This window comes from Staphylococcus sp. FSL W8-0271 (assembly GCF_038006605.1).
Lineage (GTDB): Bacteria > Bacillota > Bacilli > Staphylococcales > Staphylococcaceae > Staphylococcus > Staphylococcus cohnii.
Genome location: NZ_JBBOVM010000001.1, coordinates 1,604,239 through 1,620,587, shown reverse-complemented (window position 1 = coordinate 1,620,587; position 16,349 = coordinate 1,604,239). Strand labels below are relative to the sequence as shown.

Annotated in this window: 14 protein-coding genes; all 14 read left to right on the top strand. The window is 32.9% G+C overall.

Annotated features, from left to right (window positions below; all coding sequences use genetic code 11):
- Window positions 1-11 precede the first annotated feature (11 nt).
- The 14 genes from topA to NST87_RS07890 all read left to right on the top strand — a co-directional run bounded on the left by topA (window position 12) and on the right by NST87_RS07890 (window position 16,067).
- The gene (gene topA, locus NST87_RS07955; protein WP_340721541.1) at window positions 12-2,078 is read left to right on the top strand and encodes a type I DNA topoisomerase; all 2,067 of its coding nucleotides are present in this window, start codon (window positions 12-14) and stop codon (window positions 2,076-2,078) included.
- 149 nt (window positions 2,079-2,227) lie between these two features.
- Window positions 2,228-3,535 (top strand): FADH(2)-oxidizing methylenetetrahydrofolate--tRNA-(uracil(54)-C(5))-methyltransferase TrmFO, encoded by a 1,308-nt coding sequence (trmFO, locus tag NST87_RS07950; protein WP_040030610.1) that lies wholly within the window; start codon window positions 2,228-2,230, stop codon window positions 3,533-3,535.
- A 119-nt stretch (window positions 3,536-3,654) separates the two neighbouring features.
- Complete coding sequence (xerC, locus tag NST87_RS07945; RefSeq protein ID WP_040030609.1) at window positions 3,655-4,545, top strand: tyrosine recombinase XerC; 891 nt, start codon at window positions 3,655-3,657, stop codon at window positions 4,543-4,545.
- Window positions 4,546-4,548: 3 nt separating this feature from the next.
- Complete coding sequence (gene hslV, locus NST87_RS07940; RefSeq protein WP_019468454.1) at window positions 4,549-5,091, top strand: ATP-dependent protease subunit HslV; 543 nt, start codon at window positions 4,549-4,551, stop codon at window positions 5,089-5,091.
- Between the two features lie 111 nt (window positions 5,092-5,202).
- Window positions 5,203-6,615 carry an ATP-dependent protease ATPase subunit HslU gene (hslU, locus tag NST87_RS07935; RefSeq protein WP_340721539.1) on the top strand — a complete coding sequence of 471 codons (1,413 nt, stop codon included), beginning with the start codon at window positions 5,203-5,205 and terminating at the stop codon, window positions 6,613-6,615.
- Between the two features lie 23 nt (window positions 6,616-6,638).
- Window positions 6,639-7,412: a GTP-sensing pleiotropic transcriptional regulator CodY gene (gene codY / locus NST87_RS07930; RefSeq protein ID WP_019468452.1), complete on the top strand. Its 774-nt coding sequence runs from the start codon at window positions 6,639-6,641 to the stop codon at window positions 7,410-7,412.
- Window positions 7,413-7,780: 368 nt separating this feature from the next.
- A complete protein-coding gene (gene rpsB, locus NST87_RS07925) occupies window positions 7,781-8,572 on the top strand; it encodes a 30S ribosomal protein S2 (protein ID WP_040030607.1) in 792 nt (263 codons plus the stop codon).
- 93 nt (window positions 8,573-8,665) lie between these two features.
- Complete coding sequence (gene tsf, locus NST87_RS07920) at window positions 8,666-9,544, top strand: translation elongation factor Ts (protein ID WP_019468450.1); 879 nt, start codon at window positions 8,666-8,668, stop codon at window positions 9,542-9,544.
- A gap of 134 nt (window positions 9,545-9,678) precedes the next feature.
- Window positions 9,679-10,401 carry a UMP kinase gene (gene pyrH, locus NST87_RS07915; RefSeq protein WP_019468449.1) on the top strand — a complete coding sequence of 241 codons (723 nt, stop codon included), beginning with the start codon at window positions 9,679-9,681 and terminating at the stop codon, window positions 10,399-10,401.
- Window positions 10,402-10,417: 16 nt separating this feature from the next.
- Window positions 10,418-10,972 carry a ribosome recycling factor gene (frr, locus tag NST87_RS07910; protein ID WP_019468448.1) on the top strand — a complete coding sequence of 185 codons (555 nt, stop codon included), beginning with the start codon at window positions 10,418-10,420 and terminating at the stop codon, window positions 10,970-10,972.
- Between the two features lie 227 nt (window positions 10,973-11,199).
- Window positions 11,200-11,961 (top strand): isoprenyl transferase, encoded by a 762-nt coding sequence (locus NST87_RS07905; protein WP_040030605.1) that lies wholly within the window; start codon window positions 11,200-11,202, stop codon window positions 11,959-11,961.
- Between the two features lie 17 nt (window positions 11,962-11,978).
- Window positions 11,979-12,755: a phosphatidate cytidylyltransferase gene (locus NST87_RS07900; RefSeq protein WP_019468446.1), complete on the top strand. Its 777-nt coding sequence runs from the start codon at window positions 11,979-11,981 to the stop codon at window positions 12,753-12,755.
- Window positions 12,756-13,062: 307 nt separating this feature from the next.
- A complete protein-coding gene (gene rseP / locus NST87_RS07895) occupies window positions 13,063-14,349 on the top strand; it encodes an RIP metalloprotease RseP (protein WP_040030604.1) in 1,287 nt (428 codons plus the stop codon).
- A gap of 17 nt (window positions 14,350-14,366) precedes the next feature.
- Complete coding sequence (locus NST87_RS07890; protein ID WP_040030602.1) at window positions 14,367-16,067, top strand: proline--tRNA ligase; 1,701 nt, start codon at window positions 14,367-14,369, stop codon at window positions 16,065-16,067.
- Window positions 16,068-16,349 lie beyond the last annotated feature (282 nt).

Genomic DNA, 16,349 nt, shown 5'->3' with positions numbered 1-16,349 from the left:
GGGTAACTACTTTGGCAGAAAATTTAGTCATAGTTGAATCGCCTGCAAAAGCTAAAACCATTGAAAAATATTTAGGTAAAAAATATAAAGTTATCGCATCTATGGGGCATGTAAGAGATTTGCCAAGAAGCCAAATGGGCGTAGATGTAGAAAATGACTATGAACCCAAATATATTACTATACGCGGCAAGGGTCCTGTTGTTAAGGAATTAAAAAAACATGCTAAGAAAGCAAAAAATATATTCTTAGCAAGTGACCCCGATCGTGAAGGTGAGGCAATTGCTTGGCATTTAGCGAATATATTAAATTTAGAAGACTCAACTGAAAATAGAGTAGTATTTAATGAAATAACAAAAGATGCAGTAAAACAAAGTTTTAAACATCCAAGAGGTATAGAAATGGAACTCGTGGATGCACAAAAGGCTAGAAGAATTTTAGACCGTTTAGTAGGTTATAATATTTCTCCTGTTTTATGGAAGAAAGTTAAAAAAGGACTTTCTGCGGGTCGCGTACAATCAGTCGCTTTAAGATTAGTCATAGATCGTGAAAACGAAATCAGAAATTTCAAGCCAGAAGAATATTGGAAAATAGAAGGGGAATTTAGATATAAAAAATCAAAATTTAGCGCTAAATTCTTACATTATAAAAACAAACCATATAAATTAACTAATAAAAATGAAGTTGAGACGATTACATCACAGCTTGACGGAGATCAATTTGAAGTTACAAAAGTAACGAAAAAAGAAAAGACACGTTATCCTGCAAATCCATTTACGACTTCAACACTACAACAAGAAGCTGCAAGAAAATTGAATTTCAAAGCGCGTAAAACAATGATGCTTGCTCAACAATTATATGAAGGTATCGACTTGAAAAAACAAGGCACAGTTGGTTTAATCACTTATATGCGTACAGATTCTACAAGAATTTCTGAACAAGCCAAGAGTGAAGCTAAGGGTTATATTCAAGATACTTATGGTGATGAATATACTTCAAATCGTAAATCTAAAGGTCAAGGAGACCAAGATGCCCACGAAGCTATTAGACCATCTAGTACTTTGCGTACACCTAGCGAAATGAAAAATTATTTAACTAGGGATCAATATAGATTATATAAATTAATTTGGGAGCGTTTTGTTGCAAGTCAAATGGCACCAGCTATTTTAGATACGGTAGCATTAGACTTAACACAAAATGATTTGAAATTTAGAGCAAATGGACAAACGATTAAGTTCAAAGGTTTTATGACTTTATATGTAGAAACAAAAGATGATGGAGATGAAGGTAAAGAAAATAAATTGCCTAATATAAAAGAAGGTGAAATGGTTACAGCAACAAATATTGAACCTTCACAACATTTTACACAACCTCCACCACGTTATACCGAAGCAAGATTAGTAAAAACCTTGGAAGAAATGAAAATAGGGCGTCCATCAACTTATGCACCTACAATTGATACAATTCAAAAAAGGAACTACGTAAAAAATGAAAGTAAGCGCTTTGTTCCTACCGAATTAGGTGAAATTGTTCATGAACAAGTTAAAGAATACTTCCCTGAAATTATTGATGTAGACTTTACAGTTAATATGGAGACATTACTCGATAAAGTTGCAGAAGGTGAGATAGCATGGAAAAAAGTTATTTCAGATTTCTATAATAGCTTTAAGCAAGATGTTGAACGTGCAGAAGAAGAAATGGAAAAAATAGAAATTAAGGACGAACCTGCTGGAGAAGATTGTGAAGTTTGCGGTGCACCTATGGTTATCAAAATGGGTCGATATGGTAAATTTATGGCATGTTCTAACTTCCCTGATTGTAGAAATACTAAAGCAATCGTCAAAACTATTGGTGTGACTTGCCCTAAATGTAAAGAGGGCGATGTCGTTGAACGTAAGTCTAAGAAAAATCGTATCTTCTATGGTTGTTCTAAATATCCTGAATGTGATTTTGTAACTTGGGATAAACCAATCGGACGTGATTGTCCAAAATGTGAACACTATTTAGTTGAGAAAAGACAAGGGCGTAAAAGTCAGGTTATTTGCTCAAACTGTGATTACAAAGAAGAAGAACAAAAATAACAATTATATATAAATTGATTATTAGGAAAAGAAAGTATTTTTTTAATAATATTTAGCAACTTACGATTCATATTTATAATGTAGAAATATGTTATTAAACTTATAAATTAGTATCGTAGTTGCTATTTTTTTGTATAGGAGGATAATATATGATTCAAATTGTCAATGTTGTAGGAGCTGGTTTAGCTGGCTCAGAAGCCGCTTATCAATTAGCGCAAAGAGGCATAAAAGTAAATTTAATTGAAATGAGGCCGGTTAAACAAACTCCAGCACATCATACAGATAAATTTGCTGAATTAGTATGTTCCAATTCATTACGTGGCAATGCGCTAACTAATGCCGTGGGTGTATTGAAAGAAGAAATGCGCCGAATGGATTCACTCATTATAACTGCAGCAGATAAAGCACGTGTTCCCGCTGGTGGAGCACTTGCTGTAGATAGACATGATTTTGCAGGTTATATTACAGAAACGTTGAAAAATCACCCGAACGTAACTGTAATGAATGAAGAAATTAACACTATACCTGATGGATATACGATTATTGCTACTGGTCCGCTTACGACAGATCAATTAGCACAAGAAATTGTTGATGTAACAGGTAAAAATCAGCTATATTTTTATGATGCTGCAGCACCGATTGTTGAAAAAGACAGTATTGACATGAATAAAGTTTATCTAAAGTCACGTTATGATAAGGGTGAAGCGGCTTATTTAAATTGTCCAATGACCGAAGAAGAGTTTAATAGATTTTATGATGCTATATTAGCAGCAGAGGTCGCACCTGTGAATGAATTCGAAAAAGAAAAATATTTTGAGGGTTGTATGCCATTTGAAGTAATGGCAGCACGTGGCCGTAAAACGTTATTGTTTGGTCCGATGAAACCAGTTGGCTTGGAAGATCCTAAGACTGGTGAAATGCCTTATGCTGTTGTACAATTACGTCAAGACGATGCTGCTGGTACTTTGTATAATTTAGTAGGGTTTCAAACTCATCTAAAATGGGGTGCACAAAAAGAAGTGCTTAGATTGATACCGGGTTTAGAAAATGTAGAAATCGTTAGATATGGTGTCATGCATAGAAACACATTTATTAATTCTCCTGATGTACTTACAGAGACTTATGAATTAAAAGGAAAAGAAACACTTCACTTTGCTGGCCAAATGACTGGTGTAGAGGGTTATGTAGAAAGTGCGGCAAGTGGTTTGATTGCTGGTATCAACGTAGCACATAAAATTAAAAATAGAGGAAAGGTTATTTTCCCAAGAGAAACGATGTTAGGTAGCATGGCTTATTATATTGCTCATGCAAAAAATGAAAAAAACTTCCAGCCGATGAATGCTAATTTTGGTTTGCTACCAGTTTTAGATGAAAAAATTAAAGATAAAAAAATAAGATATGAACAACTCGCTCATAGAGCTTTATCATATTTGGACAACTTTAAAGAAACATTATGATTTTAATATAATGAAAAAGTGATTCAGAAAATTAAAAAAAGTTTTTCTCAATTTAATAGTTATGTTTCGCAGTTCCCTCCACCGATATGCTACAATTTATATCGATGGAGGGGTTTTTATTGGAAGAAATCCAACAAGCTTATTTATATATGCTTAAAGTAGAACGGCATTTTTCAGATCATACATTGAAGTCATATCATGATGATTTAGAACAATTTAATGATTTTTTAAATCAAGAGTATTTAAGCTTAGCTAATTTTGAATATAAAGATGCGAGAAATTACCTGAGCTTTTTATATTCAAAAAACTTGAAAAGAACATCAGTTTCTCGTAAAATTTCTACGCTGAGAAGTTTTTATGAATATTGGATGGTACAAGATGAAAGTGTCATAAATCCATTTATACAATTAGTTCATCCAAAAAAAGAACAGTATTTGCCACATTTCTTTTATGAAGAAGAAATGGAAGCATTATTTAAAACAGTAGAGCAAGATTTAAAAAAAGGTTTAAGAGATCGTGTTATTTTGGAACTTTTATATGCAACTGGCATTAGAGTTTCAGAGTTAGTAAATATCAAAGAACAAGATTTGGACATGAATTTACCAGGTGTTAAAGTTCTAGGTAAGGGTGGTAAAGAAAGGTTTATTCCTTTCGGCGAATTTTGTAAACAGAGCATTGAACATTACTTAGAAACATTTAGTCCCAAAAAAAATACCGAACACGATTATTTGTTAGTTAATATGAACGGTGCGCCTATCACTGAGCGTGGCGTTCGTTATGTGTTGAATGATGTAGTGAAACGAACTGCAGGCGTGACAGATATACACCCGCATAAATTAAGACATACGTTTGCTACACATATGTTAAATCAAGGCGCTGACTTAAGAACAGTGCAATCGTTATTAGGACATGTCAATTTATCGACGACAGGTCGTTATACACATGTTACGAATGAGCAGCTTAAAAAAGTATATTTAAATGCACATCCTCGTGCAAAGAAGGAGAATTAATATATGAGTACATCTATTCATGCGACAACTATTTTCGCAGTACAACATAATGGACATTCGGCAATGGCTGGTGATGGTCAAGTAACACTTGGAGAACAAGTTATTATGAAAAAAACTGCTAGAAAAGTTCGACGCTTATATAATGATAAAGTGTTAGCTGGATTCGCAGGCAGTGTGGCAGATGCATTTACATTGTTTGAAAAATTTGAGACAAAATTACAACAGTTTAGTGGTAATTTGGAAAGAGCCGCTGTCGAATTAGCACAAGAATGGAGAGGCGATAAACAGCTAAGACAACTGGAAGCAATGCTTATTGTTATGGATAAAGAGTCCATCCTTGTCGTGAGTGGTACAGGAGAAGTGATCGCACCAGATGATGATTTGATTGCAATTGGATCAGGTGGTAATTATGCACTAAGTGCAGGTAGAGCATTAAAACGTCATGCGACTGATTTAAGCGCACGTGAAATGGCTTATGAAAGTTTGAAAGTTGCATCAGATATTTGCGTATTTACGAATGACCAAATCGTAGTAGAAGAACTTTAAAAATTCATGTTTTAAAGTAAGTAGAAATAACAAAAACTGAAAATTTATGAAATAAATATATAATAAATGACAAGTTTTTGAAGAAAATATAGTAACGGAGGTATTTATCTTATGGAGTCGAATGGTATTAAATTAACGCCAAAAGATATCGTTTCAAAACTTAACGAATATATAGTCGGTCAAGATGACGCTAAACGTAAGGTAGCAGTAGCATTAAGAAATAGATATAGACGTAGCTTGCTTTCTGATGAAGAGAAACAAGAAATTGCACCTAAAAATATTTTAATGATTGGACCAACTGGTGTAGGGAAAACAGAAATTGCGAGACGTATGGCTAAAGTGGTTGGCGCTCCTTTTATTAAAGTAGAAGCCACGAAATTTACAGAAGTAGGTTATGTTGGTCGTGATGTTGAGAGTATGGTTAGAGACTTAGTTGACATTGCTGTTAGATTAGTTAAAGATCAAAAGAAAGCGTTAGTTAAAGATGAAGCGAGAAATAAAGTAAACGAAAAATTAATTAAACTTTTAGTACCAAGTATGAAGAAAAAAGCGAATAGCAGTAATAGTAATAATCCCTTAGAGTCTCTTTTTGGTGGAGCAATACCAAATTTTGGTCAAAATAATGAAGATGATGAAGAAGATACACCAACAGAAGAAATCAAAACAAAGCGTTCTGAAATCAAACAACAATTATTAAATGGTGAACTTGAAGAAGAAAAAGTGAGATTAAAAGTCGAGCAAGACCCAGGTGCCTTAGGTATGTTAGGAACAAATCAAAATCAACAAATGCAAGATATGATGAACCAACTTATGCCTAAGAAAAAAGTGGAAAGAGAAGTACCAGTCAAAACAGCTCGAAATATTTTGACAGATGAATATGCTGATGAACTGATTGATCAAGAAACTGCCAACCAAGAAGCGATTGAGCTAGCTGAACAAATGGGAATCATTTTTATTGATGAAATAGATAAAGTGGCTACAAACAATCAAAATTCAGGTCAAGACGTATCACGGCAAGGTGTTCAAAGAGACATTTTACCTATACTTGAAGGTAGCATGGTTCAAACCAAATATGGTACTGTTAATACTGAACATATGCTATTCATTGGCGCAGGAGCATTTCATGTTTCAAAACCAAGTGATTTAATACCTGAATTACAAGGTCGTTTCCCAATTCGTGTTGAATTAGAAAGCCTATCTGTGGAAGACTTTGTAAGCATTTTAACAGAACCTAAATTATCATTAATTAAACAGTATGAAGCGCTACTTCAAACAGAACAAGTAACAGTTAATTTCACTGAAGATGCGATTAAACGTCTGGCAGAAATTGCTTTTCAAGTTAATCAGGATACAGATAATATTGGCGCGCGTAGATTGTACACAATACTTGAAAAAATGTTAGAAGATTTATCGTTTGAAGCACCGAGCATGCCACATGCCGTTGTAGATATCACACCTCAATATGTTGATGATAAGTTGAAATCTATTTCAACAAATAAAGATTTAAGTGCATTTATTTTATAATATAAACAAAAAGGAGAAGTAATATGAGCTTATTATCAAAAACAAGAGAATTAAATACACTTTTGCAAAAGCACAAAGGAATCGCTGTAGACTTTAAAGACGTCGCACAAACAATAAGTAGTGTAACAGTGACAAATGTTTTTATTGTGTCAAGAAAAGGTAAAATTTTAGGATCAAGTTTAAATGAATTGTTAAAAAACGAACGTATTATTCAAATGTTAGAAAATAGACATATACCTGTAGAATATACAGACAAGTTAATGGATGTAAAAGAAACGAAATCTAACATTGGTATTGATAATGTACTTTCAGTTTTCCCACCTGAAAATGAAGATGTATTTAAAGATAGTAAGTCAACTATCTTTCCAATACTAGGTGGAGGAGAAAGACTAGGTACGTTAGTGCTTGGGCGTGTACAAGACGATTTTTCTGAAAATGATCTCGTTTTAGGTGAGTACGCAGCTACAGTTATTGGTATGGAAATTCTGCGTGAAAAACATAATGAAGTTGAACAAGAAGCAAGAGATAAAGCTGCAATTAATATGGCAATCAATTCGTTATCATACTCAGAAAGCGAAGCCATTGAACATATTTTTGAAGAGCTAGGTGGTAAAGAAGGCTTGCTAATTGCGTCTAAAGTAGCTGACAGAGTTGGTATTACACGTTCTGTGATTGTTAATGCATTGCGTAAGTTAGAAAGTGCAGGAGTTATTGAATCACGTTCATTAGGCATGAAAGGTACGTTTATTAAAGTTAAAAAAGAAAAATTCTTAGATGAATTAGATAGAATAAAATAAAACGTATAATAACTAATTTATGCATTTGGTATTTACACTATTCACATCATTTTGTATATCCATGCGATATGCGTTGATTAGATAAATATGTAAAAAATAAATACAATGTCATTTTTAAACTTAAGCATCTCATACTGTAGTGGAATCGTGTTATCTGAATTTGTAAAAATACAAATTCAGACCATGCCATTATGAATGAGAAATTATAAGCAGAACTATTGCTTTATATGTATGAATATGATATATTTATTCACGGCTATTAAGCCAATACGCACATAAAGAGTGGAAGTATAAAGGGTGCGATAACTTATTATCGTGTTTATATGAGCTTTTTATGGAGGTAAAAAACCAATAGGAGGATTTTATTTATGGCAGTAATTTCAATGAAACAATTACTAGAAGCAGGTGTTCACTTCGGTCACCAAACACGCCGTTGGAACCCAAAAATGAAAAGATACATCTTCACTGAAAGAAACGGTATCTACATTATCGATTTACAAAAAACAGTGAAGAAAGTAGAAGAAGCTTACAACTTTATTAAACAAATTTCAGAAGATGGCGGAAAAGTTTTATTCGTTGGTACGAAAAAACAAGCACAAGAATCAGTGAAAGCTGAAGCAGAACGTGCTGGTCAATTTTATGTTAACCAAAGATGGTTAGGTGGAATTTTAACTAACTATAAAACAATTTCAAAACGTATCAAACGTATTTCTGAAATTGAAAAAATGGAAGAAGATGGCTTATTCGAAGTATTACCTAAAAAAGAAGTAGTAGAACTTAGAAAAGAATATGACCGTTTAATTAAATTCTTAGGCGGAATTCGTGATATGAAATCTATGCCTCAAGCATTATTTGTAGTTGACCCTCGTAAAGAGCGCAACGCAATTGCTGAAGCACGTAAATTACACATCCCAATCGTTGGTATTGTGGATACTAACTGTGATCCAGATGAGATCGATTATGTTATCCCTGCAAACGATGATGCTATCCGTGCCGTTAAATTATTAACTGGTAAAATGGCAGATGCAATCTTAGAAGGTCAACAAGGTGTATCAAATGAAGAAGTAGCAGCTGAACAAAACATTGATTTAAATGAATCAAAAGAAGAAGCTACTGAAGCAGAAACAACTGAAGAAAACACTTCTGTTGAATCAAACTAAGAATAATGTAAAATGGGTGATAAGATATATAAGCTTATCACCTTTTTTTAAAATAAATATATTAAAATTCATTAAATAATGGAGGAATATGAAATGGCAATTTCAGCTAAACTTGTAAAAGAATTACGTGAAAAAACTGGCGCTGGTATGATGGATTGTAAAAAAGCGTTGACAGAAACTGATGGTGATATTGATAAAGCTATTGATTACCTACGTGAAAAAGGTATTGCAAAAGCAGCTAAAAAAGCTGACCGTATCGCTGCAGAAGGACTAGTACATGTAGAAGAAAGAGGAAATGAAGCAGCAATCGTAGAAATTAATTCAGAAACTGACTTCGTAGCACGTAACGAAGGTTTCCAAGAATTAGTAAAAGAAATTGCTATCCAAGTGTTAGATAGTAAAGTAGATACTGTTGAAGCTTTATTAGAATCTGAATTAGCTGACGGTAAAACTGTAGATCAACGCATGAAAGAAGCAATCTCTACAATCGGTGAAAAATTAAGTATCCGTCGTTTTGCAGTTAGAACAAAATCAGATAATGATGCATTTGGTTCATATTTACACATGGGTGGACGTATCGGTGTATTAACAGTTGTTGAAGGTACTACTGATAGTGATGCTGCTAAAGATGTAGCTATGCATATTGCTGCGATTAACCCTAAATATGTTTCATCTGAACAAGTAAGTGAAGATGAAATAGCTCATGAAAAAGAAGTATTGAAACAACAAGCTTTAAACGAAGGAAAACCAGAAAAAATCGTTGAGAAAATGGTTGAAGGTCGTTTACGTAAATATTTACAAGAAATTTGTGCAGTTGACCAAAACTTTGTTAAAGATCCTGATCAAACAGTTGAAGCTTTCTTAAAATCAAAAGGTGGAAAACTAGTTGACTTCGTACGTTATGAAGTAGGCGAAGGTATGGAAAAACGTGAAGAAAACTTTGCTGACGAAGTAAAAGGACAAATGAAATAATTTTTCATAGTTTGAACAAGAAAGAAGACACCTTTTTGTGCTCCATATGAAAGACTTACTTTTATATTGGAAGTTCTACTGTGTCTTCTTTACTTGTATCAAATACATATTTTCACAATAGAGAGGATAAGACAATGGCTCAAACTTCTAAATATAAACGTGTCGTTTTAAAATTAAGTGGTGAAGCACTAGCAGGTGAAGACGGATTCGGCATTAATCCGATAATTATTAAAAGTGTTGCTCAACAAGTAGCTGAGGTAGCAAAAATGGATTGTGAAATTGCAGTGATTGTTGGCGGAGGTAATATCTGGAGAGGTAAAACTGGTAGTGACCTTGGTATGGATCGTGGCACAGCCGATTATATGGGCATGTTGGCTACTGTTATGAACGCTTTAGCACTTCAAGATAGCTTAGAACAATTAGAGTGTGATACACGTGTGTTAACTTCTATAGAGATGAAACAAGTTGCAGAACCTTATATTCGTCGTCGTGCAATTAGACACTTAGAGAAAAAACGAGTTGTGATATTTGCAGCTGGCATAGGTAATCCATACTTCTCAACTGACACAACTGCAGCTCTGCGTGCTGCTGAAGTAGAAGCTGATGTTATCTTAATGGGCAAAAATAATGTTGATGGTGTTTATTCTGCAGATCCTAAAAAAGATGAAAATGCAGTTAAATATGAACATTTAACACATATTCAAATGTTACAAGAAGGATTACAAGTCATGGACTCAACAGCATCTTCTTTCTGTATGGATAACAATATTCCATTGAATGTGTTCTCTATTACAGAAGAAGGAAATATTAAACGTGCTGTAATGGGTGAAAAAATAGGAACATTAATTACAAAATAATTTAGAGGTGTATAATATGAGTGACATAATTAATGACACGAAAACAAAGATGAGAAAATCAATTGATAGTCTTTCAAGAGAATTAGCCAACATTAGTGCTGGTAGAGCAAATTCAAACCTTTTAAACGGTGTTACGGTTGATTATTATGGGGCACCAACACCTATACAACAACTTGCTAGTATCAGTGTGCCAGAAGCACGTCTTTTAGTCATTTCACCATACGATAAATCATCAGTGGCTAATGTTGAAAAAGCAATTAATGCAGCAAACTTAGGTGTGAATCCATCTAGTGATGGTGAAGTAATCCGTATCAGCGTGCCTGCATTAACAGAAGAACGTCGTAAAGAACTTGTAAAAGAAGTTAAAAAAATTGGCGAAGATTCTAAAGTTGCAGTTAGAAATGTGCGTCGCGATTCTAATGACGAGCTTAAAAAGCAAGAGAAAAATGGTGACATCACTGAAGATGACCTAAGAACTCAAACAAATGAAGTTCAAAAAATAACTGACGATTCTATCAATGACATTGATAAATTATTAGAAGAAAAAGAACAAGATATTATGTCAGTATAAGCATGGTAATTATGATATGAATTTTTGTGAGTAAATAGCTATCTTTTAGTTGTTTGATATTGAAAATAAAGCATATTATAAATTTATCTGAACTGTATCAAATCAGACTTTGGTACAGTTTTTTTATTTGTTTATTCATTGCGCTTATCTAGTATGATAAAATGATAGATAATTGCATTTAGAAGCTAATATAAAAAGCAGAGATGATAACGCTCGGAGGAAATACCATGTTTAAAAAGCTAAACAAGAAAAAAAACCAGCCTAACGCATCCAACATTGACTTGGATTTACATAGTGTACCTAATCATATAGCAATTATTATGGATGGCAATGGACGCTGGGCTAAACAAAGAAAGCTGCCTAGAATAAAAGGACATTACCAAGGTATGCAAACAATCAAAAAAATAACTAAAGAAGCTAGTGATTTAGGTATTAAATATTTAACGTTGTATGCATTTTCAACTGAAAATTGGACTAGACCTAAAAATGAAGTTAATTATATTATGAACCTACCAGTTAATTTCTTAAAAACCTTTTTACCAGAATTAATAGAAAATAATGTTAAAGTAGAAACCATTGGTTTTTTAAATGATTTACCAACTGCAACACTTGAAGCTATAAATAAAGCAAAAGACCAAACCAAAGATAATACGGGTTTAAAACTGATTTTTGCAATTAATTATGGCGGACGTGCTGAAATTGTCCATAGTTTAAAGTCAATTTATGAAAAATTATCTTCTGAAGGGTTATCCAGTGAACATATTACAGAACAACTGATTAACGAACATTTAATGACCCACCATTATCCTGATCCAGACCTTTTAATTAGAACCTCAGGTGAACAACGAATTAGTAACTTTCTTATCTGGCAAGTATCTTACAGTGAATTTATATTCAATGAAAAATTTTGGCCAGATTTTGACAAAGAAGAATTAATAAACTGTATTAAAATTTATCAATCTCGTCAAAGACGTTTTGGGGGATTATAGATAGTTAGGAGAATAGTATGAAAGTTAGAACTTTAACAGCAATAATAGCACTTATTGTTTTTCTACCTGTATTATTAAAGGGTGGCCTTGTACTAATGCTTTTTTCATATTTATTAGCGTTTATAGGTCTCAAAGAATTGTTGAATATGAATATGATAAAGTTCTTATCCATCCCAGGAATTATAAGTGCATTAGGAATTTTAATTATTATGATACCGCAAGAGGCAGGTACATGGGTAAATGATTTACAATTAAAATCTTTGATAGCAATGAGTTTTATTTTATTAAGTTATACTGTGCTATCTAAAAATAGATTTAGTTTTATGGATGCTGCTTTTTGCTTAATGTCTATAGCTTATGTAGGCATAGGTTTTATGTATCTTTATGAAACAAGATCAGAGGGATTACATTACATATTGTTAGCTTTCTTAATTGTGTGGTCTACTGATACTGGTGCATACATTTTTGGTAGATTAATGGGCAAACATAAATTATGGCCTGTAATCAGTCCTAATAAAACAATTGAAGGATTTATAGGTGGTATTATTTGTAGTTTGATCGTTCCACTTATAATGATGATGTTTATAGACTTTAACATTGCAATATGGTTATTGCTATTATGTACAGTTATTTTGAGTATGTTTGGGCAACTAGGAGATTTAGTGGAGTCAGGTTTTAAACGCCATTTTGGTGTGAAGGATTCTGGACGCATTTTACCGGGTCATGGCGGTATATTAGACCGATTCGATAGTTTTATGTTTGTTTTACCATTATTAAATATATTCTTAATTTAAGTGATTTTGAAAGAAATGATATGCTTTTAAAATTGTATAATTGAAAAATAAAAGGAGTTATTAATTTAAATGCTGATGATTGATCATATGAGACATTTAAATTTTTAACTCCTTTTCATAAGTTTATAAAATGAATCGTATATATTTTAAGAGGTAAGTCGTGAAAATTTATTATACTGTATAAAGTTACGTGTATCAGTCGGTAGTGTTATGTTATAATTTTATAATCAAAAGCATTAAATTTCTTGTATATTATAATAATATAAAATAATGGAACAATCTTACGGAAAATATGAGGTGTATCAATTTGAGTTTTCTAGTGACAATTATTTCTTTTATAATCGTATTTGGTGTTCTTGTAACAGTTCATGAATACGGTCATATGTTTTTTGCAAAAAGAGCTGGCATTATGTGTCCAGAATTTGCAATTGGAATGGGGCCAAAAATTTTCAGTTTCAGAAAAAATGAAACTTTATATACCATTCGTTTATTGCCAGTTGGAGGGTATGTAAGAATGGCAGGTGACGGGTTGGAAGAACCTCCCGTTCAACCAGGTATGCATGTAAAGATAAAATTAAATGATAAAGATGAAATCACACACATCATTTTAGATGATCAACATAAATTCCAACAAATTGAAGCAATGGAAGTTAAGCAATGTGATTTTAAAGAAGATTTATATATAGAAGGTGTAACTGCATATGATCAGCAAAGACATCATTATCAGATTGCTGACAAAGCTTACTTTGTTGAAAATGGTAGTTTAATTCAAATTGCTCCTAAAAACCGACAATTCACACACAAAAAACCTTATCAAAAATTCTTAACACTGTTTGCGGGTCCATTATCTAACTTCTTACTTACATTAGTATTATTTATTGGCTTGGCTTATTATCAAGGTACTCCAACAAATACAGTTGATAAAGTTGCGCAAGATAGTCCAGCAGCACACGCTGGCTTAAAAACAGGTGATACTATCGTGAAAATTGATGACCAATCTATCGATAGTAAATCTGATATAGATCAAGCGATGTCGCAGGTTAAAGACAAAAAGACGCAAATTAAAGTAGAACGGGATGGCAAAACAGAAAACTTACAAGTAAAACCTAAAAAATATGAACAAAAAGTAACTAAAACACATTCAGAAACTAAATATTTATTAGGTTATACTCCTTCTATTGAACATACTTTATTTAAACCAATTGTATCTGGTGTAGAACGTTCATTAGTAGCTGGAAAACTGATTTTTACTGCGATTTTAAGTATGATTGCGAGCATTTTTACAGGTCAATTTTCATTTGATATGTTAAATGGTCCTGTCGGTATTTACCATACGGTTGATTCTGTTGTTAAAACAGGCATCATCAATTTAATTTCTTGGACAGCATTGCTCAGTGTCAATTTAGGTTTGATGAATTTATTACCAGTTCCAGCACTTGATGGCGGACGTATCTTATTCGTTATATATGAAGCGATTTTCAGAAAGCCATTAAACAAAAAAGCAGAAACTACCATTATTGCGATTGGTGCAGTATTTGTCTTAATTGTTATGGTCTTAGTGACATGGAATGACATTCAACGTTATTTCTTATAAAAGGAGAGAGCATGTAAATGAAACAATCTAAAGTATTTATACCAACGATGAAAGAAGTACCGGCTGCAGCCGAAGCTTTAAGTCATAGACTTTTGCTAAAAGCAGGATTAATTAAACAAAGTACGAGTGGCATATATAGCTATTTACCGTTAGCTGCAAAAGTTTTGAATAACATTGAAACAATTGTAAGACAAGAAATGGAACGTATCGAGGCTGTGGAAATTTTAATGCCAGCGTTACAAAAAGCAGAACTATGGGAAGAATCAGGTCGTTGGAATGCATATGGTCCAGAACTAATGCGTTTAAAAGATAGACATGGCCGTGAGTTTGCACTTGGGCCAACACATGAAGAGCTTATAACGTCTGTGATAAGAGATGAGCTTAAATCATATAAACAATTACCACTTACTTTATTCCAAATACAATCTAAGTTTAGAGATGAAAAACGTCCGCGTTTTGGACTGTTACGTGGTCGTGAATTTATTATGAAAGACGCATATTCGTTTCATGCAGATGAAGCTTCTTTAGATGAAACATACCAAGATATGTATCACGCATATGATCGCATATTTAAACGTGTCGGAATTAATGCACGACCAGTAGTTGCAGATTCAGGTGCTATTGGTGGAAGCCATACACACGAATTTATGGCTTTAAGTGAAATTGGTGAAGACACAATTGTGTATAGTGAAAATAGTGATTATGCTGCCAATATTGAAAAAGCTGAGGTTGTATATCATCCTAATGAAAAACATGATGATGTAGCGCCATTAACAAAAATAGAAACACCTCAAGTACATACAGCACAAGCATTAGCAACATTTTTAGAAAAGCCATTAGATGAAATTACAAAATCTATGGTATTTAATGTCGATGGTGAATTTATTATGGTACTTGTACGCGGTCACCATGAAATTAATGATGTGAAATTAAAAGCATTCTTTGGTACTGATCACATCGAATTAGCAACAGAAGATGAAATTAAAAATTTATTAGGTGCATCTCCTGGTTCACTTGGACCAATTTTTGATAAAAACATCAAAGTATATGCAGATAACTTTATAAAAGATTTAAATAACATTGTTGTAGGTGCTAACGAAGATGGTTACCATTTATTGAATGCAAATGTAGGGCGTGACTTTGAAATAGAAGCGTATGGTGACTTTAGATTTATTTTAGAAGGTGAAGCTTTAGCTGATGGATCAGGTGTCGCTAAATTTGCTGAAGGAATTGAAGTCGGGCAAGTATTTAAACTGGGTACAAAATATTCAGAAGCAATGAATGCAACATTTTTAGATAATCAAGGCAAGGCTAAACCTTTATTAATGGGATGTTATGGTATAGGTATTTCTAGAACTTTAAGTGCGATTGTTGAACAAAATAACGATGAAAATGGTATTATATGGCCTAAATCAGTAACGCCATTTGATTTACACTTAATTACAATCAACCCTAAAAAAGAAGAACAACGCGAATTGGCCGATCAACTATATACACAATTAAAAGAAACATACGATGTACTCTATGATGACCGTAAGGAACGTGCAGGTGTTAAATTTAATGATGCTGATTTAATTGGGTTACCAATTAGAGTAGTGGTTGGTAAAAATGCTGCAGAAGGTATCGTAGAAGTTAAACGACGTGATACAGGTAAAAGTGAAGATGTTCAAATTGATAACTTAAATCGTTATATTAATGACTTATACCTAAGTATATAAGTCAGCAATTTACTTTAAAAAAGTAATTGCTATGACATATGATGTTAAAAATGATATGTATGTTAAACAATTAATAGCAAAGATAATTTATAACAATAAATATGTTTGTATACAGGTATTGTTGAATGTTTAAAATTAACCTGTAATTTGGTAAATAATCGCCTTATATAGGGGAGCGGGAAAGCGAAATCGAATGAGTCATATTTGATTTCATTTCCGCTCTTATTTATTATTAGTAACCATATTGTAAAAGTAGTAGAGTTTAAGTATTAGAAATTAATG

Excerpts from the sequence above, each read along its gene's own strand:
- pyrH (WP_019468449.1), top strand. The coding sequence starts at position 9,679 with ATGGCTCAAACTTCTAAATATAAACGTGTCGTTTTAAAATTAAGTGGT.
- tsf (WP_019468450.1), top strand. The coding sequence starts at position 8,666 with ATGGCAATTTCAGCTAAACTTGTAAAAGAATTACGTGAAAAAACTGGC.
- frr (WP_019468448.1), top strand. The coding sequence starts at position 10,418 with ATGAGTGACATAATTAATGACACGAAAACAAAGATGAGAAAATCAATT.
- rpsB (WP_040030607.1), top strand. The coding sequence starts at position 7,781 with ATGGCAGTAATTTCAATGAAACAATTACTAGAAGCAGGTGTTCACTTC.
- hslU (WP_340721539.1), top strand. The coding sequence starts at position 5,203 with ATGGAGTCGAATGGTATTAAATTAACGCCAAAAGATATCGTTTCAAAA.
- codY (WP_019468452.1), top strand. The coding sequence starts at position 6,639 with ATGAGCTTATTATCAAAAACAAGAGAATTAAATACACTTTTGCAAAAG.
- NST87_RS07890 (WP_040030602.1), top strand. The coding sequence starts at position 14,367 with ATGAAACAATCTAAAGTATTTATACCAACGATGAAAGAAGTACCGGCT.
- trmFO (WP_040030610.1), top strand. The coding sequence starts at position 2,228 with ATGATTCAAATTGTCAATGTTGTAGGAGCTGGTTTAGCTGGCTCAGAA.
- hslV (WP_019468454.1), top strand. The coding sequence starts at position 4,549 with ATGAGTACATCTATTCATGCGACAACTATTTTCGCAGTACAACATAAT.
- NST87_RS07905 (WP_040030605.1), top strand. The coding sequence starts at position 11,200 with ATGTTTAAAAAGCTAAACAAGAAAAAAAACCAGCCTAACGCATCCAAC.
- NST87_RS07900 (WP_019468446.1), top strand. The coding sequence starts at position 11,979 with ATGAAAGTTAGAACTTTAACAGCAATAATAGCACTTATTGTTTTTCTA.